We start from the raw sequence: 24,008 nt of genomic DNA, 5'->3' as shown, positions 1-24,008 counted from the left end.
CGCAGCAGCCCCGGGATGGTCCTGCTTTATTCCATCTCGATGATCACTTGCTCCTGCCACTTCTGCGGCAGGGCCTTGGAGGTCGCTTCCCAGGCTTCGGCGTTCTTGATCGGTTGGGCCGCCTTGTACTGCTCGTTGGGCAGCAGCTTGGCCTGCACGTCCGCCGGCAGCTTCAGGTGCTCGGCGCGGATCGGCCGGGCGTGGCCGATGGCCAGGTTGGTCTGCCCGGCGTCGCTGAAGATGTACTCGCGGGCCAGCTTGGCGGCGTTCGGGTGCTTGGCGTACTTGTTGATGATGGTGGTGTAGCCGGAGGTGACCGAGCCATCCGACGGGATCAGCACTTCAAAGCGCTTCGGGTCGATCTGGTCGCGGTAGCTCAGGCCGTTGAAGTCCCACACCACGCCGACTTCCACCTCGCCCTTCTCGAGGGTCTGGATGGTCGGGTTGGCCAGCGACAGGCGTTTCTGCTGGGCCAGCTTGGTGAACAGTTGCAGGCCCGGCTCGATGTTGCTCTCGTCGCCCTTGTAGGCGATGGCGGCGGCGAGCACGCCATTGGCGGCCTGGGCGGCGGTACCGACGTCACCGATGGCGACCTTGTACTTGCCTTTCTCCAGGTCGTGCCAGCTGGTGGGGCGCTCGCCTTCCTTGACCAGGTCCTTGTTGATGATGAAGGCGATGGTGCCGGTATAGGCCAGGGCCCAGTGGCCGTCCTTGTCCTTGGCCCATGCCGGGACCTGGTCCCAGGTGCTTGGTTTGTATGGCTGCGTCACGCCCTTGGTGGCGGCGATCGGGCCGAAGGCGGCGCCGACGTCGCCGATGTCGGCGCTGGCGTTGTCCTTTTCCGCGTCGAACTTGGCGACTTCCTGGGCCGAGCTCATGTCGGTGTCGCTGTGATTGAGGCCGTATTTCTTCGCCAGGTCCTCCCAGGTGCCTTTCCAGTTGGCCCAGGCATCGGGCATGCCCACGCTGTTGACCGTGCCCTCCTTGCGGGCGGCGTCTTCAAGGGCCTTGAGGTCATCGGCCATGGCCGAGGTGCAAAAAGCGATGGCTGAACCGAGCAGTGACGCCATGAACAACTTTTTCATCCGAAGCTCCTTTGGTGGGTGCCTTGCATTCGTTGTTATGAATGGACCTGCGCTTGCGAACCGTTGGTCTAGGTCAGCAAACCTTGAGCCAAGGTAGGCCTGTTGCGTGACAGTTTGATGTAAGGCGGGCGTCCCCAAGGGCGGCGACGGCCCTGGAAATACAGCGTAGACCACATCGCGAGGCCCGGATTTACGGGGGCTGGCCCGAATCTGGCAAGTGTGAATCAAGGCTTTGTCACAGGATGTTCATCAGCTGTGCCTAGGCTTGCACTATTCTCCGAATGCCCTGTCATGGGGCTGGACTAGTCCAGATAGGTAACCTTTGATGCAAGCGACGCCACCGCGCGCGGTAACAGCCATCTGCCAGGCCCTGCAGGAGCAGATCGAACATGGTCTGCTGGCACCGGGCGGCAAGCTGCCGGCCGAACGCAAGCTCAGCGAGGTGTTCGACACCACGCGCATCACCCTGCGCGAGGCGCTGGTGCAGTTGGAAGCGCAGGGCCTGATCTATCGCGAAGAGCGGCGTGGCTGGTTCGTCGCCCCCGAGCGGCTGACCTACGACCTGATCCAGCGTAGCCACTTCCACGCGATGGTCCGTGACCAGGGGCGCGAGCCGCGCACCGAGCTGCTGTCGGCGCGGCTGCAGCCGGCGCCGGCGGCGATCTGCGCGCGCTTGCGCCTGCCGGCGCTGTCCAGCGTGGTGTGCATCTGCCGCCTGCGGCGCATCGATGGGCGGGCGGTGCTGTATGCCGAGCACTATCTCAATCCGCGTTACTTCCCCGGGATACTCGAACTGGACCTGGCGCGGTCGCTGACCGAGATCTATGCGCGCGAGTATGGGATTCAGTACGGGCAGGTGTGTTTCGAGATCCTGCCGACGGCGTTGCCGGTGGCGGCGGCCAGCGCGTTGAAGATGTCGGCGGGCAGTCCGGGGTTGCATATCACCCGGGTCAACAGTGACCAGCATGGGCATCTGATCGACTGTGACCTGGAGTATTGGCGGCATGATGCGATTCGCATCTGCGCCGAGGCGGGTTAAGGCGTTCTTTATTTGTAGGAGCGGCTTCAGCCGCGATGCAGGCGACGCGGTACCTGGCACCCGCCTTGCGGGTGATCGCGGCTGAAGCCGCTCCTACAGGGAGCTGGCGTTACTTCGTGTCGCCGCCAGCGGTCACCACCTGCACCGACAACCGCGGCGTCGCCAGGTCCAGCCCGGCTTCATCCAGCTGGCGCTTCAACGCCAGGTTGAACGCCCGCGACACTTCCCACTGCTTGATCGGCGCGGTCTTGAACCGTGCCCGCAGGATCGCCGAGCCCGACTCGAAGCTCTCCACCCCCTGCAACTCCAGCGGTGACCAGATATTGCGGCGCATCAGCGGGTCGTTGCGCAGCTTCTGCCCTACCTCGCGGATCAATGTGATGGCCTGGTCGATGTTCATGCTGTGGGGGATGGCCACGCGGAAGATCGCGTAGCCGAACTCCCGCGAGTAGTTCTTGATGCTCTTGATCTCGCTGAACGGGATGGTGTGGACGATGCCGTCGATGTCGCGCAGGCGCACGGTGCGGATGGTCAGGCCCTCCACCGTGCCCAGGTGGCCGCCGACGTCGACGTAGTCGTCGATGGCCAGCGAGTCCTCGATGATGATGAACAGCCCGGTGATCAGGTCGGCCACCAGCGACTGCGCGCCGAAACCGATGGCCAGGCCGATGACACCGGCACCGGCCAGCAGCGGGGTGACGTTCATGCCCATGTTGGCCAGGGCGACGATCACCGCGATGATGAAGATCACCACGAACATCACGTTGCGGATCAGCGGCATCATGGTCTGCGCCCGGGCGTTGGCCAGGCCCCGGCGCGAGCGCACCAGGGCGTGGTGCACGGCGGTGTCGGCGAGGATCCACACCAGCCAGGCGACGATCAGCGTGCCGGCCAGGCCCAGCAGGCGCAGGCTCACTTCATGGCCGTCGCCCTCGGCGAAGCTGATCATCGAACGGCCCCACACGCGCAGGCCCAACTCGATGAACGCCAGCCAGATGAACAGGTGCACCAGCACATAGCCGAAGTTGCGCAGGCGTTCGGTGTAGACCGCCTGGCGCTTGTTGGCGCGCTTGGGGTTGGCGGCGTGGCGGCGCACCAGGCCGTTGAGCACCATGCACACCACCACCAGCACCGTGCACATCAGTGACTGGCGCAGGGCGGTGCTGGTGTCGCCGGCGGAAACGAAGGTGGCGAACAGCGAGATCGCCACCAGGATCAGGGCCGGGATGTACCAGAAGCTGCCGAGGATCTCGATGGTGTCGCTCAGGGTACGGCGGGTCAGGCGCCGGGCCAGCGGCTGGTTGCGGATCAGGTGGGCGATCGGGCGGCGGAAGCGCAGGATGAACAGGCCGGTGCACACTGCGGCGATGACGTTGGCGAGGGTGGCCAGGGCGTGGGCCAGGTGGCTGCCCAGGGCGGTGGTCAGGCGGGGGTCGCTCATCGCCTCGCCGAACGCGGCGAAGCTGCCGATCATCCACAGCGGGCGAAACGCCTGGTGGCGCAGGATGTGCAACGCGCGGCGGCGGTGCGGGCCGTCGAGCAGGGAGAAGGCGATCACGCAGATGGCCGAGAACAGCGTGCCGACCACCAGGGCGTAGGCCAGGACCATGGCCATGGACTTGCCCAGGGAGGAGGGCAGGGCAAAGCTCAGGTAGACGGTGAAGACAAGGGCCACCAGCCAGGGGCCGAGCTTGCGCAGGGCGAAGCGCACCAGGTCCCAGGTGCGCGGATGCTGGGGCAGCTCCTCGCTCAGGCCGAAGCGTACCCGCACTTGGTGGCCAACCCAGTTGAAGGCATAGGCCAACAGGCTCCACACCGCGATGATCGCGGCGAAACCGAACAGCATCGCCGGCCATTGGTGCACCGGCACCACCAACGCGGTCAGTTCGTCACGCGCCTGGCTGATCTCCAGCGACCAGCGGTTGAACGGGCTGGCCTCGCCGCTGAACTGTTGCTCGAAGTCATGCAGGGCGCCGCCGATCAATCCCAGCACACCTTGCTCGACGGTGGGTTGCGATTGCTTGCTGGCGTCGCGCAGTTTCTTCAGGTCGCTCAGCAGCTTGGCCCGCTGCTGGTCGTTTTCCAGGTTCTTGATCACCTCGTCCAGGGATTTGCCCAGGGGTTCGCTGGCCTCGGGCTGGCTGGGCGCGCTCGAACCGAGCAGGCCCGGCAGGCCGGCGGCGTGGGCCGGGGTGACGAACAGGAACAACAGAAGGGTCAGGCAGCGCAGGAATGCAGGCACCGGGAAATCTACCTCAGGTCAAACGATTGCCCGAGTGTAGAGCTTTATGTGGGGAGTTTCTCGAGGATCTTCCAGCAGGTGAGGCCGAAGATGCCCAGGGTGCCGATCCACATCATCAGCACGCCGATGTTGCGCTCGCGCAGGCTGAAACCGATGGTCAGCAGCATAAGGAACAGGAAGACGGGCACGAACAGGGAGAGGAAGGGGGACATGTATGGCAATCCTTTTGCTTCGGGGCATGCCCTAAGCATAGCGGGTTGCGGCGGTGGGGCGTTGACCCGGGGCATGTTCGCTGTAGGAGCGGCTTTAGCCGCGATGCAGGCAACGCGGTGGCTGGCACCCGCTTCGCGGGTGATCGCGGCTCAAGCCGCTCCTACAGAGGTCATGCTGAATCAATGGGTTATGGTTTGTGGCCTCAAGGCAGTTCGCGGCTGCGATAGAAGGCGGTGAGCACCTTCACCAGGTGCGCCAGGTCATGGCTGCCGCACAGCTCGCGGATCGAGTGCATGGCGAAGGTCGGCAGACCGATATCGACGGTGCGCACACCCAGGTGGCTGGCGGTGATCGGGCCGATGGTCGAGCCACAGCCCATGTCGCTGCGCACCACGAAGCTCTGCACCGGCACCTCTTCGGCCATGCACAGATGGCGGAAGAAACCGGCGGTTTCGCTGTTGGTGGCGTAGCGCTGGTTGTTGTTGACCTTGATCACGGGGCCGGCGTTGAGCTTGGGCCCGTGATTGCCGTCGTGCTTGTCGGCGTAGTTGGGGTGCACGCCATGGGCATTGTCGGCCGAGACCATCAGCGAGCGCTGGATGGCGCGCACATAATCGTCGCCGTCCGGCAGCAGGCGCTGCAAGGTCTGCTCGAGCATCGGGCCATCGGCGCCACAGGCCGAGCAGGAGCCGACCTCTTCATGGTCGTTGCACACCAGCACGCAGGTTTCGTCGCTATCGGCGGCGAGCAGCGCCTGCAGGCCGGCATAGCACGACAGCAGGTTGTCCAGGCGGGCGGCGGCGATGAAGTCGCCGTTCAGGCCGATCAGCGCGGCGTCTTGCGTGTCGTAGAAGCTCAGCTCGTAATCGAGCACCACGTCGGCGTTGAGGTCGTGCTCGCGGGCCAGTTGCTCGGTGAGCAGGGCGCGGAAGTCGACACGTTCGTCGCCGGCCACTTGCGCCAGGATCGGCGGCAGCTCGGTCTGCGGGTTGATCTGCCAGCCTTCGTTGGCGGTGCGGTTGAGGTGGATCGCCAGGTTCGGGATCACCGCGATCGGCAGCTTGAAGTCGATCAGCTGGCTTTCGACCTTGCCGTCACGGCGGAAGGTCACCCGGCCGGCCAGCGACAGGTCGCGGTCGAACCAGGGGGCGAGCAGGGCGCCGCCGTACACTTCGACACCCAGTTGCAGGAAGCCCTGGCGCTGCAGCTCGGGCTGCGGCTTGACCCGCAGGCAGGGGCTGTCGGTGTGGGCGCCGACCATGCGGATCCCGCCCAGCAGCGGCGAGAGCTTGCCCAGCTTGATGGCGATGATCGAGGAATCGTTGCGGGTCACGTAGTAGCGACCGCCAGGCACCGTGGCCCAGCTGTCGCGCTCGTCCAGGCGCTGGTAGCCGGCGGCCTCGAGGCGTTGCACGAGGCTGGCGGTGGCGTGGAAGGGCGTCGGGGAGGCCTTGAGGAATTCGATCAGGCCGGCATTCAGGGCGTCGCGCATAAGTCACTCCAGACAGCAGTGGCGCGAGTTTAGCGTAATTGCTCGACAAATTGTGTCGACCCCTTCGCCGGCAAGGCCGGCTCCTACAGGTATGGCGCTTTCCTGTAGGAGCCGGCCTTGCCGGCGAATAGCTTCAAAACGGCGCCGGGCACTCGAATTTCAGACGTTCGCCCGTCACCGGATGGGTGAAGCTCAGCATCGACGCATGCAGGCACAGCCGTTCATGGGCCGCCAGCGCCTCGGGGTTGGCATATAGCCGATCCCCCAGCAACGGGTGCCCGATCGACAGCATGTGCACACGCAACTGGTGCGAACGCCCGGTGATCGGCGTCAGCTCGACCCGGCAATGATCACCGCAACGCTCGACGATGCGCCAGAAGGTCAGGGCGTGCTTGCCCTGCTCGTGGTCGACCACATGCCGTGGCTTGGTGGGCGGGTCGTAGCGCAGCGGCAGGTCGATGCTGCCGCTGTCCAGCGCCGGCTGGCCCCAGCACAGCGCGGTATAGGCCTTTTCCGTCTCGCGGTCGTGGAACTGGCGCGACAGCTCGCGGTGGCTGTCGGCGTCGCGGGCCAGCAGGATGATGCCCGAGGTTTCCCAGTCCAGGCGATGGACGATCAGCGCATCGGGGTAGCCGTTTTCCTGCAGGCGGGTGATCAGGCAGTCCTTGTTGTCCTCGGCGCGGCCTGGCACCGACAGCAGCAGGGTCGGCTTGTTGATCACCAGGATGGCGGCGTCTTTGTGAAGGATCTGGATGTTCGACAGCGGCATTGCAGGTTCTCTATATAGACATTTGGGGCCGCTTTGCGGCCCTTTCGCGGCACAAGGCCGCTCCTACAGGGATCGCGAAATCCCTGTAGGAGCGGCCTTGTGCCGCGAAAGGGCTGCGAAGCAGCCCCAGGATGGCCAAAAGGTGCTGGATCAGCGCTCAGGCAGGGTGATGTTCAGCTCGAGGATCGAGCAACTGCCCTGGTTTTCCAGCTCGATGTGCACGTCGTCATTGCCGATGTTGACGTACTTGCGGATCACCTCGACCAGCTCCTTCTGCAGAGCGGGCAGGTAGTCCGGGGTGCTGCGCTGGCCGCGCTCGTGCGCCACGATGATCTGTAGACGCTCTTTCGCTACCGACGCGCTGCTTTGTTTCTGTCTGCCACGAAAGAAGTCAAGAAGGTTCATGGTTTATTTGCCTCCAAACAGGCGCGCGAAGAATCCTTGCTTCGGCACTTCGATGAACCGCAGTGGCTTGTCTTTACCCAGCAGGCGGTCGACGGTGTCGCTGTAGGCCTGGCCGGCATCGCTCTGGTCGTCAAGGATGACCGGGATGCCTTGGTTGGAGGCCTTGAGCACTGCTTGAGATTCGGGAATGACACCCAGGAGCTCGACCGAGAGGATTTCCTTGACGTCTTCGACGCCAAGCATTTCGCCTTTCTCGACGCGCTCAGGGTGGTAGCGGGTGATCAGCAGGTGTTCCTTGATCGGGTCCTCGCCTTGCTCTGCGCGGCGCGATTTGCTGGACAGCAGGCCGATCATGCGGTCGGAGTCACGCACCGACGAGACTTCCGGGTTGGTCACGACGATGGCCTCGTCAGCGAAGTACATCGCCAAGTGTGCGCCTTTTTCGATACCGGCAGGCGAGTCGCAGACCACGAAGTCGAACTGCTCCTTGAGCTCCATCAGCACCTTCTCGACGCCTTCCTTGGTCAGGGCGTCCTTGTCGCGGGTCTGGCTGGCGGCCAGCACGAACAGGTTCTCCAGGCGCTTGTCCTTGATCAGGGCTTGCTGCAGGTTGGCTTCGCCATTGACCACGTTGACGAAGTCGTACACCACACGGCGCTCGCAGCCCATGATCAGGTCGAGGTTACGCAGACCGACGTCGAAGTCGACGATGACCGTCTTGTGCCCGCGCAGCGCGAGGCCGGTACCAATGGCGGCGCTGGTGGTGGTCTTGCCCACACCCCCCTTGCCGGATGTAACCACGAGAATCTTGGCCAAGGTGTTTCACCCCTAAATAAAATGGGACGCAGGTCCCTGCAAATACAAAAAACGGCAACGTGAAAAAAGTTGCGCTAAAAATGCCGGCAAGTATCCGTTAAAGACGGGTGATGTTCAACACGTCGCCGGACAGGCTGACTTGCACGCCCGAGCCCCACAGCGGGTCCCGGCGCAGGTCTTCGCATACTTTGTACTGGCCGGCGATGGAGACCATTTCCGCAGTCATCTGCAGGCAGAAGATACGCGCCTTGGTATTACCCTTGATACCGGCCAGGGCCCGGCCACGCATGGCGCCGTACACATGGATATTGCCATCGGCAAGAAGTTCCGCGCCGGGGCTGACCGAGCCGGTCACCACCAGGTCGCCGCCCTGGGCGTAGATCTGCTGGCCACCGCGTACCGTCGAGGTGATGATGCGCGTCGGGCGGACTTCCGGCTCTGCGGGGGCAGGTGGTGGAGCGGGCTCTGGCTCGGGCTTCTTCACCTCAGGCTCTGGCTCCAGCGGGCGCTCGCGGGCGCCCGACGGGGGCAGCACCGGCAGGTCGATGGCGATCGCCGCGGCGATGTCCTCGATGCGGCTGGCGCGGATTGCCAGGGTGCGCAGGCCATGGTGACGGCAGATGCGCATCAAACCGGGCAGGTCGATGGCGCCTTCGTCAGCCGGCAGCTTGTCCAGGGCCAGCACCAGCGGGGTGTTGCTGAAGAAATTCGGCGCCTGCGCCACCTTCGCCGCCAACTGGCGGTCGAGGGATTCGAGGTCGTTGCGCGCCAGTTCCAGCACGGTGATGGCAAGCATGCTGCCCTTGAGCTGGAACACGGGGGCGTTGTCGGGTGTCTGGTTGGGGCTCATGGTCTGCATAGACGGCTTGTTGCGAGAAAAGTGCCCTGACTTATAGCGATAAGACCGATTGCCCGCAACCGATGTAGAATGCCGGGCTCATGTCTTGCCGGAAGCTTCAATGGAACGCCCGCGTTTTCGATCCTCTTTCCTTCACCCACGATTCTGGGGCCTGTGGCTGGGCCTGGGGCTGCTGTGGCTGGTCGCCCAGCTGCCGTACCGGGCCCTGCTGGCGCTGGGGCGCGCCCTGGGCGCGGTGATGTACCGGGCGGCAGGTGAGCGCCGGCGCATCGCCGCGCGCAACCTCGAACTGTGTTTCCCGGAACTGTCCGGCGACGAACGGCAGCGCCTGCTCAAGGAAAATTTCGCCTCCACCGGCATCGCCTTCTTCGAGATGGCCATGAGCTGGTGGTGGCCAAAGGCCCGATTGGCGCGCCTGGCCCATATCGAGGGCATCGAGCACCTGCAGGCTGCCCAGCGTGAAGGCGAGGGCGCCATTCTCATGGCCGTGCATTTCACCACCCTGGAGATCGGCGCCGCATTGCTGGGGCAGGTCCACACCATCGACGGCATGTACCGCGAGCACGGCAACGCGGTGTTCGACTTCATCCAGCGCCGTGGCCGCGAGCGCCACAACCTCGACTCGCTGGCGGTGGAGCGCGACGACGTGCGCGGCATGCTCAAGCTGCTGCGCAAGGGGCGGGCGATCTGGTACGCCCCGGACCAGGACTACGGCATCAAGCAGAGCATCTTCGTGCCGCTGTTCGGCATCCAGGCCGCTACCGTTACCGCCACCACCAAGTTCGCCCGGCTGGGCAAGGCCCGGGTGATTCCGTTCACCCAGAGGCGCCTGGAGGACGGCAGCGGCTATCGTCTGGTGGTGCACCCGCCGCTCGAGGGCTTCCCGGGTGAGACCGAAGAAGCCGATTGCCTGCGCATCAACCAGTGGGTCGAGGGTGTGTTGCGTGAGTGCCCCGAGCAATACCTGTGGGCGCACCGGCGTTTCAAGTCGCGGCCCGAGGGCGAGCCGCGGTTGTACGACAAGAAAGCACGCTGAATTGTCCGGCCCGTTCGCCGGCAAGCCGGCTCCTACGCTGGCCCTGTAGGAGCCGGCTTGCCGGCGAACGGGCGAAGATCCAGGAAGGAACCATGACCCCCACCACCGGCCTGATCCTCTCCGGCGGCGGCGCCCGCGCCGCCTACCAGGTCGGCGTGCTCGCCGGCATCGCCGAGCTGCTGCCCCCTGGCGCCCCTAACCCGTTCCCGGTGATCGTCGGCACGTCGGCTGGCGCCATCAATGCCGTCAAACTGGCCAGTGGCGCCACGCGTTTCGCCGAGTCGGTGCAGCACCTCACCACCTTCTGGCAGCACTTTCGCAGCCATCAGGTGGTACGCAGCGACTGGCCGGGGGTCATCCGCCAGGCCAGCCGCTTCGTCGGGCACAGCCTGCTGGGGCTGGGTAGCCATGTACCGGTGGCGCTGCTCGATAGCCGCCCTTTGCGCGCCCTGCTGCACAAGCACCTCGACCTCGATGGCATCGGCCACTCCCTGGCGTCCAACCAGCTGCGCGCCGTCGCCATCACCGCCTTCGGCTACGAGTCGGGCCAGGCCGTGACCTTCTACCAAGGCCGCGACACCATCGAGCCCTGGCTGCGCCACCGCCGCATCGGCATGCCCACGCCGCTGACCATCGACCACTTGCTGGCCAGCTCGGCGATCCCGTTGCTGTTCGCCCCGGTGCGCCTGGGCGAGGAGTACTTCGGCGATGGCGCGGTGCGCCAGTCGGCGCCGATCAGCCCGGCACTGCACCTGGGCGCCAGCCGCGTGCTGGTGGTGGGGGTCAGCGGCAACCCCCAGCGGCCGGCGCCGCCGTTGCCGACCCAGCGCGTGTTCAGCGGCCAGCAGCCGAGCCTGGCACAGATCGGCGGGCACATGCTCAACAGCACCTTCATCGACAGCCTCGAGGACGACATCGAGCTGCTGCAGCGGCTGAACCACCTCAGCCACCTGCTGCCCGCGCACCTGGATACCCGGCGCCTGGGCCTGTCGCCGATCGAGGTGCTGGTGGTGGCGCCCAGCCAACCGCTGGACGAGATCGCCGCGCGGCACCGGCGCGAGCTGCCTGCGGCGCTGCGCCTGTTCCTGCGCGGGCCAGGGGCGACCAAAACCAGTGGAGCGGGGGTGTTGAGCTATTTGTTGTTCGAGGCGAGCTATTGCAGCGAGCTTATCGAGCTGGGGCGCCAGGATGCCCTGGCGAAGAAGCGCGAGCTGGTGCAGTTTCTGGGATTGGCGGGGTGACCGGTTCGCCTGTGCAGGAGCGGCTTCAGCCGCGATCACCCGCGCAGCGGGTGCCGGGCACCGCATTGCCTGGATCGCGGCTGAAGCCGCTCCTACAACGAATTGCAGCTATTCGGCGATCTGCAACTTGCGCGCCTGGGTGTACACGTAGCGCAGCTTCTCGTACTCGAACGGCGAATTGGTCTGCCCGTAGCGGAAGTTGTTGGTGTAGCGCCGGTCGATGACGCGCAGCAGGGTGATTTCGGGATGGTCCTCGGCCGCCTCGGCCATGTTGAGGTAGTTGAGCTCCCGCTCGCCGACGTAGTCCACCACCAGCCCGGTGGTGTCGCGCAGGTTCGACGGCCCCAGGATCGGCAGCATGATGTACGGCCCTTCCGGCACGCCATAGACCCCCAGGGTCTGGCCGAAGTCCTCGTTCTGTTTCGGCAGGCCCATCTTCGTTGCCGGGTCCCACAACCCACCGACGCCAATGAGGGTGTTGAACATCAGCCGCGCGGTGATTTCCGCCGAACGCCTGGGCTTGAGCTGCAGCACGCTGTTGAACAGGTTGGGCACATCACCCAGGTTGCTGAAGAAGTTGCTGACGCCGGTACGCACGAAGCCCGGCGTGACGTAGCGGTAACCATTGACCACCGGCAGGAATACCCACTCGTCGAAGCGGTAGTTGAAGTGATAGATACGCCGGTTCAGCGACTCCAGCGGGTCGTACACGTTCAGCGCAGCCAGGGTCGAGCGCTCGAACTCGCGCTGGTCCAGGCCCGGGTTGAATTTCAGTTCGCGCAGCGGATCGAGGAAACCGTCGGGTTCCGCCGAGAGGGTGCCGATGGTTTCGGATTCGACCACGCTGGCACGCGGCGCGGTCTCCTCGGCCAGGGCGCAGCCGCTGGCGAGCAGGGCGGTGACGAGCAGCAGTCGGTTAACCACGGAAGAACTCCAGCATGGCGTCGCTGTTGACGCGGTAGTTGAGGTTGCCGCAATGGCCGCCATGGGGGTAGAGCGTGAGACGGTCGCCGAACACCCGGCGCAGGAAGCCGATATCGCCGGGCCCGAGGATCACGTCGTCGGCGTTGTGCATCACGGCGATCTTGGGGCTGTCGCGCAGGTAGTCTTCCAGGGCGTACAGGCTGACCTGGTCGATCAGTTGCAACACGCTGTTGCCGTCGGTGCGTGCGCGCCACATCGGGATCACCTGCTCGGTGATGTAGCAGTCGAAGTCGCATTGCAGGGCGCGCTTGAAGAACGGCTCCAGGCTGCTGCCCTCGGTGATCGGCAGCTTCGGCGGAATGATCAGGCCACGGCGGTTGATCAGGTCGGAGGTGAAGGCGATGTCGGCCGCCGAGAAGCGGAACGAGGTGCCGATGAGCATGGCCATCTGTTCGTTGGACAGGTGCTCGCGGGACCTCTGGAAGTCGTACAGCAGGGCGTCGTTGAGGTCGATGTAGCCCTTTTCCTGGAAGTAGCGGGTGAGTTTTTCCAGCATCAGCTCGTAGAACGTGGTGCTCTTGTCGATGCCCTTGACCCGGGTCTGTACCAGCTTGTCCAGGTTGGTGACCGAGGTGTACAGGTTGACCGGTGGGTTGAGCAGCAGCACGCGCTTGAACTTGAAGCTCTGGCGGGTTTCGTCCAGCTTGCTGACGAACGCCGCGTCCAGCGCCCCCAGGCTGTAGCCGGTGAGGTAGTACTCGCTGACCGGCAGGCGCGGGTGTTGCGCGCGCACCGCCTGCATGACCCGGTACAGGTCCTTGGCATCCTCGCTGGTCACGCCCGGGGTGGCGAAGCGCGAGGCGGCGCTCATGAAGTCCCAGCTGGTGGGCGAGGACAGTTGCACCACGTGGTAGCCGGCCTGATAGAACAGTTTCTTCAGGTATTCGTTGATGCTGCTGGAGTAGGGCGCGCCGGTGCCGGCGATCAGGAAGATCAGCGGCGCCTCGTGGTCCTGCCTGGCCAGGCGATAGCGCAGCTTCTTCACCGACCAGAAGTTGTCGGGCAAGGTGAATTCGCGCTCAGGGCGTAGCGTGAGGCTGTAGTCGGCCTGGTCGATGTCATCGTCGCTGGGCAGCGTCGGGCGGTGGTCCGGCGGCGTGGTGGCGATGGTCGCCTCGAACGGGTTGGTCAGCGGAAAGCCGTAGCTCGCGGCGTCGATGTCCCGTGCCAGGGCGGCCGCAGCCATGAGCAGGCCGCCAAGCAGGGCGGCGAGGCGCAAAGGTCGAAGCATGAAGTCCCCCAGGAAAACGCAAGGTCGTGCAATCAAGACGCAGGCTAGGACCACGGTTGGCGGAGCAAAGTTGCCGCCGTTCATACCTTTGTCGTGCCAGATGTTGCCGCGCCGGGCAATGTTTGTCTTGTGCAACATAGCTGCAGGCGGGTGATTTTGCCTTACATCGGGCCTTGGGCGATCATGCGGCGTGTCGATTACCGCTATTGGAGAACGGGATGTCGCGGTCGCTTCCGGTGGTTGCCTTGATGCTGTGCCTGGCCCTGTGGCTGGCCGCCAGTTATGGCGTGCGCTACGCGTTGATGGAGGATGCCCGTTGGGTGGGGCTGTGCAGCGTGTCGGGCGAGCAGTGGCAATGCCAGGTGCGTTCGCTGCTGGGGTTGGCGATTCATTTCCAGGTGATTGCCTGGGCTGGATTGGGGCTGGCGCTGATCGCCCAGTTGCTGCCAGCGAGGGGCGGCTGGTGGCTGGCGGTGCTGGCGTTGGTGTTCGGGGTACCTTCGCTGGTGCTGTATACCGCCAGCATCGCGGTGTTCACGGTGGTGCTGGCGGGGTTGCGCTTGGTTCGGCAAGTGCGGGGCGATGGATGACGCGTTCGCCGGCAAAGCCGGCTCCTACAGGTGCGCGCGGACCCGTAGGAGCCGGCCTTGCCGGCGAACCTCACGTCGAGCGCAGGCGCAGGCTGCGCCACAATGCCCCGGTCATCATCACGCTGACCACTGCCCACCCCCAGGCCTGCTGATTGCTCAACCCCTCCTGGAACAGCTGCGGCGCGATGCCCGCGCCGATGATGAACGCCAGCAGCGCGACTTCCGCCCGCCGCGCAGCCAACGGCCGCAGCAGGTACACCACTGCCGGCAGCAGCAGCGCTGCACTGGGGAAGCTGCGATAGCGCGGGTCGAACACCATCGCCAGCATGCTCACCGCCGTGGCGAACCCCGCCAGCAGCAACCACGTGCCACCATGGCGCTCGAGCCAGGCGAACCAGCGCTGGCGCCACCCTTCGCGACGGGCCAGGGCCAGCGCGCCTTGGGCCAGTACCAGCAGGTTCAGCCCGGCCAGGGCCACGGCCCACAGCCATTCCCCGGCAAAACGGGCATTGGTGCGCATCAACTCGCCCCATAGCCCCAGGCTGCCGGCACCCAGGGCCGCCAGCAGCGGCAGCAGCAGCGCGGCGCGGGCATTGGCCGGGCGCCCGGCCAGGGCCAGGGTGGCCAGCATCAGCAGCACGCTGGCCAGCAACCATTGCGGCCACAGCGCCAGGTTGCTCACCGGCCCTTCGAGCACGCCTTTGTCCTGGCGGTCGGCGTCGTACAGGCCCCAGTAGCCGCCCACGGCACCTTCGCTGGCGCGCTTCCACGGTTGGTCGAAGGCTTCGATCAGGTTGTAGTGCCAGCCGTTGGCCTCGGCCAGCGCCACGAAGCCGCGGATGAAGCGCGCTTCGTTGACCCGGCTCGGCACCGCCGTCTCGCGCTGGCGACCCTCGCTGGGCCAGCCGGTCTCGCCGATCAGGATGTCCTTGGGCGCGAAGCGGTTGCCGAACACCTGGCGCACCTCGGCCACATGGGCCAGGGCCGCATCGATGCCGCGTGGGTCGTCCTCCCAGTAGGGCAACAGGTGGATCGTCAGGAAGTCCACAACTGGTGCGATTTGCGGGTGCTGCAGCCAGAACTCCCAGACATCGGCATAGGTCACCGGCACGCTGACCTGGCTTTTCACCTTGCCGATCAGTGCCGCCAGGCGCTCGCCGGTCACTTCCTTGCGCAGCAGCGCCTCGTTGCCGACGATCACTGCGCTGACCACATCCGGGTTGGCATTGGCCGCGGCGATCAGCAGGTCGATCTCCTTGTCGGTGTCCACCGGGTTGGCGTTGACCCAGGCGCCGAGCATCACCTTCAGGCCATGCTTGCGCGCCAGCGCCGGGATCGCCTCCAGGCCGGTCATCGAGTAGGTGCGGATGCACTGGAAGCGCTCGGCCAGCAGCGCCAGGTCGGCGTCCATGCGCGCCGGGCGCAGGCGGAACGGCTGGTCGAACGGCGACTGGTCCTTGTCGAACGGGGTGTAGGAGGCGCACTGCAGCTTGTGCGTCGGGCTGGCCGCATCGGGCAGGTGCACCGGCTTGCCCAGGCCGTACCAGAGGGCACCCAGGCAGGTAAAGGCAAGCAGGCAGGCGAGCAGGTAGGTCGTGCGGAGCATCGGGCGATCACGTTCCCCTGTAGGAGCCGGCCTTGCCGGCGAACGGGCCGGTACAGAGCGGCCAAAGGCTGTGATAGTAGCCCGGCGCCAAGCCTTTGGCATGCAAGGATCGCGCAGACCCTCATCGCGCGATGACGCTAATGGCACAGTGCTGTCGCTGATCGTTCGCTGGAGGTCGCTGACAGAGCAGGTCGTGCGCCGGGGCAGGTCGATGATGCAGTCTCCAAGACCTGACGAGGGGATGCTTTGATGGCGACTATTACAAGAATGCGACGTTTCCTGGGGGTGGGCACCGCCCTGGTATTGGCCATGAGCACTGCGCAGGCAATGGCCAAAGAAGTGAGCATCGGTTACGTGGATGGTTGGTCCGACAGCGTGGCGACCACCAACGTGGCTGCCGAAGTCATCAGGCAGAAGCTCGGCTACGACGTGAAACTGCAGGCCGTGGCCACCGGGATCATGTGGCAGGGCGTGGCCACCGGCAAGCTCGACGCCATGCTCTCGGCCTGGCTGCCGGTCACCCACGGCGAGTACTGGGCCAAGAACAAGGACAACGTCGTCGACTACGGGCCCAACTTCAAGGATGCCAAGATCGGCCTGATCGTCCCCGAGTACGTCAAGGCCAACAGCATCGAGGACCTCAAGACCGACCCGAGCTTCAAGCAGAAGATCGTCGGTATCGATGCAGGCTCCGGGGTGATGCTCAAGACCGAGCAGGCGATCAAGGACTACGACCTGACCGGTTACAAGCTGACCGCCAGTTCCGGCGCGGCGATGACCGCCGAACTGGGTCGCTCCTACGCCAAGAATCAATCCATCGCCGTGACCGGCTGGGTACCGCACTGGATGTTCGCCAAGTGGAAGCTGAAGTTCCTCGAGGACCCGAAAGGCGTTTATGGCGCGGCCGAGACAGTCAACAGCATCGGTAGCAAGGAACTGGCCGGCAAGGCCCCGGAAGTGGCCGAGTTCCTGAAGAAGTTCCAGTGGCAGTCCAAGGACGAGATCGGTGAAGTGATGTTGGCGATCCAGGAAGGCGCCAAGCCCGAGGCGGCAGCCAAGGACTGGGTGGCCAAGCATCCGGAGCGGGTCAAGGAGTGGACCGGCAAGTAGCGCGATTTGGCCCATTGATCTGATACGACCGCTGTAGGAGCGGCTTCAGCCGCGATCACCCGCGAAGCGGGTGCCAGGCACCGCGAAGTTCCCATCGCGGCTGAAGCCGCTCCTACAGGGTCAACGGTTGTTGCGAAATCTGTAAAACACCGTTGCATCTAAGACTAAGGTCGTCTGGTTGGCGTCCAACGGCAGCATAAAGTTGGAGTCGGGTTCTCCCTACTCTGTGCTGCTAGGACAAAAACAATGAACGACAGCATCTACCAATCGATACAGAACAGTCCGCGCTTCAAGGAACTGGTCACCAAGCGCGAGCGCTTCGCCTGGATTCTCTCGGCGATCATGCTCGGCCTCTACTGCGCCTTCATCCTCCTCATCGCCTATGGCCCGCACGTGCTGGGCAGCAAGCTCAGCCCTGGCTCGTCGATTACCTGGGGCATTCCCCTGGGCGTCGGCCTGATCCTCTCGGCATTCGTGCTCACCGCCATCTACGTGCGTCGCGCCAACGGCGAGTTCGATCAGTTGAACAAGGCGATCCTCGAGGAGGCCAAGCAATGATCCGTCACATGAAAACCGTGGCCGTCCTGGCCTGCGGCGCTTTCGCACCCGCCGTGTGGGCCGCCGATGCCCTGACCGGCGAGGTGCAGAAACAGCCGCTGAACGTCGCGGCGATCGCCATGTTCGTGGCCTTCGTCGCCTTCACCCTGGGGATCACCTACTGGGCCTCCAAGCGCAACAAGTCGGCCGCCGACTATTATGCGGCCGGCGGCAAGATCACCGGCTTCCAGAACGGCCTGGCGATCGCCGGTGACTACATGTCGGCGGCCTCGTTCCTGGGCATTTCCGCACTGGTGTTCACCTCTGGCTACGACGGCCTGATCTACTCCATCGGCTTCCTGGTCGGCTGGCCGATCATCCTGTTCCTGATCGCCGAGCGCCTGCGCAACCTGGGCAAGTACACCTTCGCCGACGTGGCCTCGTATCGCCTCGGGCAGAAGGAAATCCGCACCCTGTCGGCCTCCGGTTCGCTGGTGGTGGTGGCGTTCTACCTGATCGCCCAGATGGTGGGGGCCGGCAAGCTCATCGAGCTGCTGTTCGGCCTGGACTACCACGTGGCGGTGATTCTTGTCGGCATCCTGATGTGCCTGTACGTGCTGTTCGGCGGCATGCTGGCCACCACCTGGGTGCAGATCATCAAGGCGGTGCTGCTGCTGTCCGGTGCCAGCTTCATGGCGCTGATGGTGATGAAGCACGTCGGCTTTGATTTCAACACCCTGTTCTCCGAGGCGATCAAGGTGCACGCCAAGGGCGAAGCGATCATGAGCCCGGGCGGCCTGGTCAAGGACCCGATCTCGGCGTTCTCCCTTGGGCTGGCGCTGATGTTCGGTACCGCTGGCCTGCCGCATATCCTGATGCGCTTCTTCACCGTCAGCGACGCCAAGGAAGCGCGCAAGAGCGTGCTCTACGCCACCGGTTTCATTGGCTACTTCTACATCCTGACCTTCATCATCGGCTTCGGCGCGATCCTGCTGGTCAGCACCAACCCCGACTTCAAGGACGCTGCCGGCGCCCTGATTGGCGGCAACAACATGGCGGCGGTGCACCTGGCCGATGCCGTGGGCGGTAGCGTGTTCCTCGGTTTCATCTCGGCGGTGGCCTTCGCCACCATCCTGGCGGTGGTCGCCGGCCTGACCCTGGCCGGTGCCTCGGCGGTGTCCCATGACCTGTACGCCAGCGTATGGCGCAAGGGCAAGGCCAATGACAAGGATGAGATCCGCGTGTCGAAGATCACCACCGTCGCCCTGGGCGTGCTGGCGATCGGCCTGGGCATCCTGTTCGAGAAGCAGAACATCGCCTTCATGGTCGGCCTGGCCTTCTCCATCGCCGCCAGCTGCAACTTCCCGGTGCTGCTGCTCTCGATGTACTGGAAGAAGCTGACCACCCGGGGTGCCATGATCGGCGGCTGGATGGGCCTGGTCAGCGCAGTGGGCCTGATGATCCTCGGGCCGACCATCTGGGTGCAGATCCTCGGTCATGAGAAAGCCATCTACCCGTACGAGTACCCGGCGCTGTTCTCGATGATCATCGCCTTCGCCGGTATCTGGTTCTTCTCGGTCACCGACAAGTCCAAGGCCGCCGAGGACGAGCGGGCGCTGTTCTTCCCGCAGTTCGTGCGTTCGCAGACCGGCCTGGGGGCCAGTGGGGCGGTTTCTCACTGATAGGCCTTATGGCTTGAACGACGCCCCGGCTTGCCGGGGCGTCGTCGTTTCCAGAGCAGGCTTGTTGCAACAGGGCGCGTCAAGCGCCCGCGCAGAAGGAAGCTGGCAGTGCAGGAAGGGTGGGCGGGTCGTCATATCCTGCCGAGCAGCAACAGCACCAGCAGTACCACCAGCACCACGCCGACGATGCCGGACGGGCCATAGCCCCAGCTGCGCGAATGCGGGAAGACCGGCAAGCCACCGATCAGCAGCAGGATCAGGATGATGATGAGGATCGTGGTCATGATGGAGTCCTTGCGTGGTTGAGGGTCAAGGGCCTGGGAATGCTGGGCGCTTACTGTTTGCGACTGTTGCAGGTGGGTAAAGATTCCATCGGATCGTGGCCACCGGCCTGCGAAGGTTCCGATACCCTCTTATTCAGCATCCTGATGCCGCACCGAGGCACCTTGGGTTGTGGCTAGACTCCAGCCCATTCCCACCGATCAGGACTCGATTTCCCCATGCACAACCGAATGATGATCACCGGTGCCGGCTCTGGCCTTGGACGCGAGATTGCCCTGCGCTGGGCCCAGGACGGCTGGCGCCTGGCATTGGCTGATGTCAACGAAGCCGGGCTGCGCGAGACACTGGAACTGGTTCGCCAAGCGGGTGGCGATGGTTTCAGCCAACGCTGTGACGTGCGCGACTACAGCCAGCTCACGGCCTTGGCCCAGGCCTGTGAGGAGAAGTTCGCGGGCATCGACGTGATCGTCAACAATGCCGGGGTTGCCTCGGGCGGTTTCTTCGCCGAGTTGTCGCTTGAGGACTGGGACTGGCAGATCGCGGTCAACCTGATGGGCGTGGTCAAGGGGTGCAAGGCCTTCCTGCCGCTGCTGGAACGCAGCAAGGGGCGGATCATCAACATCGCTTCCATGGCTGCATTGATGCAAGGCCCGGGCATGAGCAACTACAACGTGGCCAAGGCCGGCGTGCTGGCGCTGTCGGAAAGCCTGCTGGTGGAACTGCGCCAGTCGGAAGTCGCGGTGCATGTGGTCTGCCCGTCGTTCTTCCAGACCAACCTGCTCGACTCGTTTCGTGGACCGGACCCGGCGATGAAGGCACAGATCGGCAAATTGCTGGATGGTTCGCCCATCAATGCCGCCGACATTGCCGAGCACATTCATGGGCGGGTGGCCGCGGGCGAGTTTCTGATCCTGCCCCATGAGGCTGGGCGCCAAGCCTGGCAGCTCAAGTGCCAGGCACCGCAGCGTCTCTATGACGAGATGGCGGATATGGCCGTGAAGATGCGGGCGAAGTCTCGTAGAGGCGGCAACTGAGCGGTGCTCTTGTAGGATCTTTTACTGTCGCTGGTAGGAACGGTCTATTTGTCTGGTGAACGATTGTGTAGGCAAAAGGCCTGGGTGCAGTCTCCGATTTTCCCTGTAGCTGGAGGATCGGAGCATGCTGGTAATCGGACGCGAAATCGGCGAGGTGATTGTCATCGCCGATGACATCAGGATCCAGGTGATGGCGGTGGAAAACGGCCAGGTGCGCTTCGGCATCCAGGCCCCTCGTCATGTCGAGGTGCACCGGGTCGAGGTGTACAAGCGGATCAAGGCGTTGGCCCAGGAGAAGCAGCAAGCCTGATGGGCGTCAGCCCAGCAGCTCGCGCGGCACGTCATGCCTGGCCAGTAGCTGGCATTGCTGGCTTTCCACGTCGAACAGGATGAACGCCTGGCCCTTGGCCAGCGCCTGGCGCACGCGCAGTACGCGGGTTTCCAGGGGCGTGTCGTCGCCGTTGTCGGTGCCGTCGCGGGTGACGAAGTCCTCGATCAGGCGGGTCAGGGTTTCGGCTTCGAGTTGGTCGTGGGGGATCAGCATGGTCTGGGATGCAGTGGTGGGCGTGGGTGCATGCTACGTGAAATCCGCGGACATGCGCAGCCACTCATTGAACCGGCGCAACCTTTGTAGGAGCGGCTTCAGCCGCGATCACCCGCGAAGCGGGTGCCGGATATCGCGCCGGCTGCATCGCGGCTGAAGCCGCTCCTACACAGAGTGCTGGTCAACCCTTGTTACCCACCAGGCTGTCCACCGCTGGCACCCGTGTCTCGCTCTCCATCTGCGCATCATGCTCCAGCTGGTGGCTGAAGCGCTCCAGCGAGGCATTGGTCGGCTGCGAGTCGCTGGCGAACACCGGCGGGCTGAGCAGATAACCCGATAGCAGCCGGCTGAGCGCGGCCAGGCTGTCGATATGGGTGCGTTCGTATCCGTGAGTGGCGTCGCAGCCGAAGGCTATCAAGGCGGTGCGGATATCGTGTCCCGCGGTCACTGCCGAATGGGCGTCGCTGAAGTAGTAGCGGAACAGGTCGCGGCGCACAGGCAGGCCCTGATCGCCGGCAAGCTTCAGCAAGTGGCGTGACAGGTGGTAGTCGTAAGGGCCGGATGAATCCTGCATGGCCACGCTCACCGCATGTTCGCTGGAGGCTTGCCCCGGCGCCACCGGGGCGATGTCGATACCGACGAACTCGCTGACATCCCAAGGCAGGGCGGCCGCGGCACCGGAGCCGGTTTCCTCGGTGATGGTGAACAGCGGGTGGCAGTCGATCAGCGGCTGGCGACCACTTTCCAGCACGGCCTTGAGCGCGGCCAGCAGGGCTGCCACGCCGGCCTTGTCGTCCAGGTGGCGGGCACTGACATGGCCGCTTTCGGTGAATTCCGGCAGCGGGTCGAACGCCACACAGTCACCGATGGCGATACCCAGCGCCTCGCAATCGGCGCGGGTGGCGCAGTAGGCGTCCAGGCGCACCTCTACGTGGTCCCAGCTGATCGGCATCTGGTCGATGGCGGTATTGAACGCGTGCCCACTGGCCATCAATGGCAGCACGCTGCCGCGAAACACGCCGGTATCGGTGAACACGCTGACCCGGCTGCCTTCGGCGAAGCGGCTCGACCAGCAGCCAACCGGGGCCAGGGCCAGGCGCCCGTTGTCCTGCAACTGACGCACGCTGGCGCCGATGGTGTCCAGGTGCGCGGACACCGCACGGTCGGGAGAGCTCTGGCGGCCCTTGAGGGTGGCGCGGATGGTGCCGCGGCGGGTCAGCTCGTAGGGGATGCCCAGTTCGTCCAGGCGTTCGGCCACATAGCGCACGATGGTGTCGGTGAAGCCGGTGGGGCTGGGGATGGCGAGCATTTCCAGCAGGACGCTCTTCAGGTAGTCGAGGTCGGGTTCGGGGGGGCATGAAGGCATGGGGCACTCCTTGGGCGTTGTGTCATGTTTGCGGGCCCTTTCGCCGGCGAAGCCGGCTCCTACAGGTACGGCGCCGATCGTCAGGCCGGCACGGGCTCACACCAATGGCCGGCTATGGGGAAACAGCAGGTCGACGAATCGCTCGGCGGTGGGTTGCGGCTCATGATTGGCCAACCCCGCACGCTCGTTGGCTTCGATGATCACGTAGTCCGGGTGTTCGGCATCGCGAACCATCAAGTCCAGCCCCACGACCGGGATCTCCAGCGCGCGGGCGGCGCGCACGGCGGCATCGGCCAGCACCGGGTGCAGGCGCGCGGTGACGTCCTCCAGGGTGCCACCGGTGTGCAGGTTGGCGGTGCGTCGCACGGCCAGGCGCTGACCGGCTGGCAGCACATGGTGGTAGCCCAGGCCGGCGGCCTTGAGTGTGCGCTCGGTCTCATCGTCGAGGGGGATGCGGCTTTCGCCGCCCGTGGCGGCCTGGCGCCTGCGGCTCTGGGCGTCGATCAGCGCGTGGAGGTTGTGCCTGCCGTCGCCGATCACCTGCGCCGGATGGCGGATGGCAGCGGCCACCACTTCGTAGCCGATCACCAGGATGCGCAAGTCGCTGCCCGGGTGAAAACTCTCCAGCAGCACGCGGCTGTCGAAGCGCCGGGCCTGCTCGATGGCCTGGTCGAGTTCGTCGATTTGGCTCAGGTTCACCGCTACCCCCTGGCCTTGTTCGCCGTCCACCGGCTTGACCACCACCGCGCCATGCTCGTCGAGGAACGCCTGGTTGTCGTCGGCGGCGCCGGCCAGTTGCTGCGCCGGTACTTGCAGGCCGGCAGCGTGCAGTACTTTGCGGGTCAGGCACTTGTCCTGGCAGAGGGTCATGGTCAGGGCGCTGGTCAGGTCGCTGAGCGACTCACGGCAACGAATGCGTCGCCCGCCAAGGCTCAGGGTGAACAAGCCGCTGGCGGCATCGTCTACGTGCACCTCGATGCCGCGACGCAGGGCTTCGTCAACGATGATGCGGGCATAAGGGTTGAGCCCGGCTTCCGGCCCCGGGCCCAGGAACAATGGCTGGTTGATGCCGTTCTTGCGCTTGATCGCGAAGGTCGGCAGGTTGCGAAAACCGAGCTTGTGGTACAAGCGCTTGGCCTGGCGATTGTCGTGCAGCACCGAGAGGTCGAGGTAGGCCAGGCCCCGGCTCAGGTAGTGTTCGACCAGATGGCGTACCAGCACCTCACCGACGCCCGGGCGCGTGCAATGTGGCTCGACGGCCAGGCACCAGAGGCTGCAGCCATGTTCGGGATCGTCGAAGGCCTTGTGATGATCCAGGCCCATGACACTGCCGATCACCGCGTTGCTGTCTTCATCCTCGGCCAACCAGTAGACCGGGCCACCGAGGTGGCGTGGGGTGAGCAACTGCGCATCAACTGGCAGCATGCCACGGGCCTGGTACAGCCTGTTGATCGCCTGCCAGTCCGCGGTGCTTTGCGCGCGGCGGATACGAAAGCCGCGGAATACCCGTTGCGCCGGGCGGTAGTCGGTGAACCACAGGCGCAGGGTATCGGACGGATCGAGGAACAGTTGTTGCGGCGCCTGGGCCAGTACCTGCTGAGGGGCGGCCACGTACAGGGCGATGTCGCGCTCGCCGGCCTGCTCCTCCAACAGGGCTTCGGCAAGGCTGGCCGGGTCGGGGAAGGTGTGCCCGATCAGCAGCCGTCCCCAGCCACAGTGCAACGCGCGCGGCTGGTCGTGGGGCTGGTTGCCGTCACCCGCAAGGCGCGCCTGCAGGCGTTCGTAGGAGGGCGCCTGGCCGCGCAGCAGGCGTTGCCCGTAGGCAATTTCATGCGCTTTCATCGA

General features: G+C 64.9%; 24 protein-coding genes. 9 read left to right on the top strand and 15 right to left on the bottom strand.

The window, feature by feature from the left end:
• Window positions 1-26 precede the first annotated feature (26 nt).
• Window positions 27-1,085, bottom strand: a complete 1,059-nt coding sequence (locus P5705_RS16780; RefSeq protein ID WP_277461976.1) for an ABC transporter substrate-binding protein — start codon at window positions 1,083-1,085, stop codon at window positions 27-29.
• A 325-nt stretch (window positions 1,086-1,410) separates the two neighbouring features.
• On the opposite strand from P5705_RS16780, the gene phnR reads away from it, so the two are divergent.
• Entirely contained in the window at window positions 1,411-2,124 is a 714-nt protein-coding gene (gene phnR, locus P5705_RS16775; protein ID WP_277461973.1) for a phosphonate utilization transcriptional regulator PhnR, read from the top strand.
• A gap of 109 nt (window positions 2,125-2,233) precedes the next feature.
• On the opposite strand, the gene P5705_RS16770 is transcribed toward phnR, so the two are convergent.
• The 7 genes from P5705_RS16770 to minC all read right to left on the bottom strand — a co-directional run bounded on the left by P5705_RS16770 (window position 2,234) and on the right by minC (window position 8,920).
• The gene (locus P5705_RS16770; protein ID WP_277461972.1) at window positions 2,234-4,366 is read right to left on the bottom strand and encodes a mechanosensitive ion channel family protein; all 2,133 of its coding nucleotides are present in this window, start codon (window positions 4,364-4,366) and stop codon (window positions 2,234-2,236) included.
• Window positions 4,367-4,410: 44 nt separating this feature from the next.
• On the bottom strand, window positions 4,411-4,578 hold the full coding sequence (locus P5705_RS16765; protein ID WP_011532728.1) for a hypothetical protein: 168 nt from the start codon (window positions 4,576-4,578) through the stop codon (window positions 4,411-4,413).
• Window positions 4,579-4,781: 203 nt separating this feature from the next.
• A complete protein-coding gene (locus P5705_RS16760; RefSeq protein WP_213660013.1) occupies window positions 4,782-6,071 on the bottom strand; it encodes a M18 family aminopeptidase in 1,290 nt (429 codons plus the stop codon).
• Window positions 6,072-6,204: 133 nt separating this feature from the next.
• On the bottom strand, window positions 6,205-6,840 hold the full coding sequence (locus P5705_RS16755; protein WP_277461971.1) for an RluA family pseudouridine synthase: 636 nt from the start codon (window positions 6,838-6,840) through the stop codon (window positions 6,205-6,207).
• 150 nt (window positions 6,841-6,990) lie between these two features.
• Window positions 6,991-7,245: a cell division topological specificity factor MinE gene (minE, locus tag P5705_RS16750; protein ID WP_277461970.1), complete on the bottom strand. Its 255-nt coding sequence runs from the start codon at window positions 7,243-7,245 to the stop codon at window positions 6,991-6,993.
• Between the two features lie 3 nt (window positions 7,246-7,248).
• Window positions 7,249-8,061, bottom strand: coding sequence for a septum site-determining protein MinD (gene minD, locus P5705_RS16745; RefSeq protein WP_277461969.1), 813 nt, complete (start codon window positions 8,059-8,061; stop codon window positions 7,249-7,251).
• A gap of 97 nt (window positions 8,062-8,158) precedes the next feature.
• Window positions 8,159-8,920, bottom strand: a complete 762-nt coding sequence (gene minC / locus P5705_RS16740) for a septum site-determining protein MinC (RefSeq protein ID WP_277461968.1) — start codon at window positions 8,918-8,920, stop codon at window positions 8,159-8,161.
• Window positions 8,921-9,020: 100 nt separating this feature from the next.
• On the opposite strand from minC, the gene P5705_RS16735 reads away from it, so the two are divergent.
• Window positions 9,021-9,956 (top strand): lipid A biosynthesis lauroyl acyltransferase, encoded by a 936-nt coding sequence (locus P5705_RS16735; RefSeq protein ID WP_277461966.1) that lies wholly within the window; start codon window positions 9,021-9,023, stop codon window positions 9,954-9,956.
• Window positions 9,957-10,048: 92 nt separating this feature from the next.
• Window positions 10,049-11,197, top strand: a complete 1,149-nt coding sequence (locus P5705_RS16730) for a patatin-like phospholipase family protein (protein WP_277461964.1) — start codon at window positions 10,049-10,051, stop codon at window positions 11,195-11,197.
• A 108-nt stretch (window positions 11,198-11,305) separates the two neighbouring features.
• Here P5705_RS16730 and P5705_RS16725 read toward each other — a convergent pair whose 3' ends face one another.
• Entirely contained in the window at window positions 11,306-12,121 is an 816-nt protein-coding gene (locus tag P5705_RS16725; RefSeq protein ID WP_277461963.1) for an MlaA family lipoprotein, read from the bottom strand.
• Window positions 12,114-13,412 (bottom strand): serine/threonine protein kinase, encoded by a 1,299-nt coding sequence (locus tag P5705_RS16720; protein ID WP_277461962.1) that lies wholly within the window; start codon window positions 13,410-13,412, stop codon window positions 12,114-12,116. Before P5705_RS16720 ends, P5705_RS16725 begins: the two co-directional genes overlap by 8 nt.
• Before the next feature lie 218 nt (window positions 13,413-13,630).
• On the opposite strand from P5705_RS16720, the gene P5705_RS16715 reads away from it, so the two are divergent.
• The gene (locus tag P5705_RS16715) at window positions 13,631-14,002 is read left to right on the top strand and encodes a hypothetical protein (RefSeq protein WP_277461960.1); all 372 of its coding nucleotides are present in this window, start codon (window positions 13,631-13,633) and stop codon (window positions 14,000-14,002) included.
• Window positions 14,003-14,072: 70 nt separating this feature from the next.
• Here P5705_RS16715 and P5705_RS16710 read toward each other — a convergent pair whose 3' ends face one another.
• Entirely contained in the window at window positions 14,073-15,608 is a 1,536-nt protein-coding gene (locus P5705_RS16710) for a beta (1-6) glucans synthase (RefSeq protein WP_277461959.1), read from the bottom strand.
• A gap of 249 nt (window positions 15,609-15,857) precedes the next feature.
• Between P5705_RS16710 and P5705_RS16705 the strand changes: the two genes are divergently transcribed.
• The 3 genes from P5705_RS16705 (at window position 15,858) to P5705_RS16695 (ending at window position 18,937) form a co-directional block, all read left to right on the top strand.
• Entirely contained in the window at window positions 15,858-16,718 is an 861-nt protein-coding gene (locus P5705_RS16705) for a glycine betaine ABC transporter substrate-binding protein (RefSeq protein ID WP_277461958.1), read from the top strand.
• Between the two features lie 246 nt (window positions 16,719-16,964).
• A complete protein-coding gene (locus P5705_RS16700) occupies window positions 16,965-17,276 on the top strand; it encodes a DUF485 domain-containing protein (protein WP_240065929.1) in 312 nt (103 codons plus the stop codon).
• Window positions 17,273-18,937, top strand: a complete 1,665-nt coding sequence (locus P5705_RS16695; RefSeq protein ID WP_277461957.1) for a cation acetate symporter — start codon at window positions 17,273-17,275, stop codon at window positions 18,935-18,937. The genes P5705_RS16700 and P5705_RS16695 overlap by 4 nt, the downstream gene beginning before the upstream one ends.
• A 131-nt stretch (window positions 18,938-19,068) precedes the next feature.
• On the opposite strand, the gene P5705_RS16690 is transcribed toward P5705_RS16695, so the two are convergent.
• Window positions 19,069-19,221 carry a DUF3309 family protein gene (locus tag P5705_RS16690; protein ID WP_009682861.1) on the bottom strand — a complete coding sequence of 51 codons (153 nt, stop codon included), beginning with the start codon at window positions 19,219-19,221 and terminating at the stop codon, window positions 19,069-19,071.
• Window positions 19,222-19,437: 216 nt separating this feature from the next.
• Between P5705_RS16690 and P5705_RS16685 the strand changes: the two genes are divergently transcribed.
• Together P5705_RS16685 and csrA are read left to right on the top strand one after the other, a co-directional pair.
• Entirely contained in the window at window positions 19,438-20,253 is an 816-nt protein-coding gene (locus tag P5705_RS16685) for an SDR family oxidoreductase (RefSeq protein WP_277461956.1), read from the top strand.
• A gap of 124 nt (window positions 20,254-20,377) precedes the next feature.
• Window positions 20,378-20,563 (top strand): carbon storage regulator CsrA, encoded by a 186-nt coding sequence (csrA, locus tag P5705_RS16680; RefSeq protein ID WP_277461955.1) that lies wholly within the window; start codon window positions 20,378-20,380, stop codon window positions 20,561-20,563.
• A 6-nt stretch (window positions 20,564-20,569) separates the two neighbouring features.
• Here the strand turns inward: csrA and P5705_RS16675 are convergent, their stop codons facing one another.
• The 3 genes from P5705_RS16675 to ngg all read right to left on the bottom strand — a co-directional run bounded on the left by P5705_RS16675 (window position 20,570) and on the right by ngg (window position 24,005).
• Window positions 20,570-20,797 (bottom strand): YheU family protein, encoded by a 228-nt coding sequence (locus tag P5705_RS16675; protein WP_213660028.1) that lies wholly within the window; start codon window positions 20,795-20,797, stop codon window positions 20,570-20,572.
• A 181-nt stretch (window positions 20,798-20,978) separates the two neighbouring features.
• Entirely contained in the window at window positions 20,979-22,163 is a 1,185-nt protein-coding gene (locus tag P5705_RS16670) for an osmoprotectant NAGGN system M42 family peptidase (RefSeq protein ID WP_277461954.1), read from the bottom strand.
• Window positions 22,164-22,259: 96 nt separating this feature from the next.
• Window positions 22,260-24,005, bottom strand: a complete 1,746-nt coding sequence (ngg, locus tag P5705_RS16665; RefSeq protein ID WP_277461953.1) for an N-acetylglutaminylglutamine synthetase — start codon at window positions 24,003-24,005, stop codon at window positions 22,260-22,262.
• Window positions 24,006-24,008 lie beyond the last annotated feature (3 nt).

This window comes from Pseudomonas entomophila (genome assembly GCF_029478665.1).
Lineage (GTDB): Bacteria > Pseudomonadota > Gammaproteobacteria > Pseudomonadales > Pseudomonadaceae > Aquipseudomonas > Aquipseudomonas entomophila_F.
The sequence above is the reverse complement of the archived record's forward strand: the minus strand, read 5'-3'. Positions and strand labels throughout refer to the sequence as shown.

Excerpts from the sequence above, each read along its gene's own strand:
- P5705_RS16780 (WP_277461976.1), bottom strand. The coding sequence starts at position 1,085 with ATGAAAAAGTTGTTCATGGCGTCACTGCTCGGTTCAGCCATCGCTTTT.
- phnR (WP_277461973.1), top strand. The coding sequence starts at position 1,411 with ATGCAAGCGACGCCACCGCGCGCGGTAACAGCCATCTGCCAGGCCCTG.
- P5705_RS16765 (WP_011532728.1), bottom strand. The coding sequence starts at position 4,578 with ATGTCCCCCTTCCTCTCCCTGTTCGTGCCCGTCTTCCTGTTCCTTATG.
- P5705_RS16760 (WP_213660013.1), bottom strand. The coding sequence starts at position 6,071 with ATGCGCGACGCCCTGAATGCCGGCCTGATCGAATTCCTCAAGGCCTCC.
- P5705_RS16755 (WP_277461971.1), bottom strand. The coding sequence starts at position 6,840 with ATGCCGCTGTCGAACATCCAGATCCTTCACAAAGACGCCGCCATCCTG.
- minE (WP_277461970.1), bottom strand. The coding sequence starts at position 7,245 with ATGAACCTTCTTGACTTCTTTCGTGGCAGACAGAAACAAAGCAGCGCG.
- minC (WP_277461968.1), bottom strand. The coding sequence starts at position 8,920 with ATGCAGACCATGAGCCCCAACCAGACACCCGACAACGCCCCCGTGTTC.
- P5705_RS16735 (WP_277461966.1), top strand. The coding sequence starts at position 9,021 with ATGGAACGCCCGCGTTTTCGATCCTCTTTCCTTCACCCACGATTCTGG.
- P5705_RS16730 (WP_277461964.1), top strand. The coding sequence starts at position 10,049 with ATGACCCCCACCACCGGCCTGATCCTCTCCGGCGGCGGCGCCCGCGCC.
- P5705_RS16720 (WP_277461962.1), bottom strand. The coding sequence starts at position 13,412 with ATGCTTCGACCTTTGCGCCTCGCCGCCCTGCTTGGCGGCCTGCTCATG.
- P5705_RS16715 (WP_277461960.1), top strand. The coding sequence starts at position 13,631 with ATGTCGCGGTCGCTTCCGGTGGTTGCCTTGATGCTGTGCCTGGCCCTG.
- P5705_RS16710 (WP_277461959.1), bottom strand. The coding sequence starts at position 15,608 with ATGCTCCGCACGACCTACCTGCTCGCCTGCCTGCTTGCCTTTACCTGC.
- P5705_RS16705 (WP_277461958.1), top strand. The coding sequence starts at position 15,858 with ATGGCGACTATTACAAGAATGCGACGTTTCCTGGGGGTGGGCACCGCC.
- P5705_RS16700 (WP_240065929.1), top strand. The coding sequence starts at position 16,965 with ATGAACGACAGCATCTACCAATCGATACAGAACAGTCCGCGCTTCAAG.
- P5705_RS16695 (WP_277461957.1), top strand. The coding sequence starts at position 17,273 with ATGATCCGTCACATGAAAACCGTGGCCGTCCTGGCCTGCGGCGCTTTC.
- P5705_RS16690 (WP_009682861.1), bottom strand. The coding sequence starts at position 19,221 with ATGACCACGATCCTCATCATCATCCTGATCCTGCTGCTGATCGGTGGC.
- P5705_RS16685 (WP_277461956.1), top strand. The coding sequence starts at position 19,438 with ATGCACAACCGAATGATGATCACCGGTGCCGGCTCTGGCCTTGGACGC.
- csrA (WP_277461955.1), top strand. The coding sequence starts at position 20,378 with ATGCTGGTAATCGGACGCGAAATCGGCGAGGTGATTGTCATCGCCGAT.
- P5705_RS16675 (WP_213660028.1), bottom strand. The coding sequence starts at position 20,797 with ATGCTGATCCCCCACGACCAACTCGAAGCCGAAACCCTGACCCGCCTG.
- P5705_RS16670 (WP_277461954.1), bottom strand. The coding sequence starts at position 22,163 with ATGCCTTCATGCCCCCCCGAACCCGACCTCGACTACCTGAAGAGCGTC.
- ngg (WP_277461953.1), bottom strand. The coding sequence starts at position 24,005 with ATGAAAGCGCATGAAATTGCCTACGGGCAACGCCTGCTGCGCGGCCAG.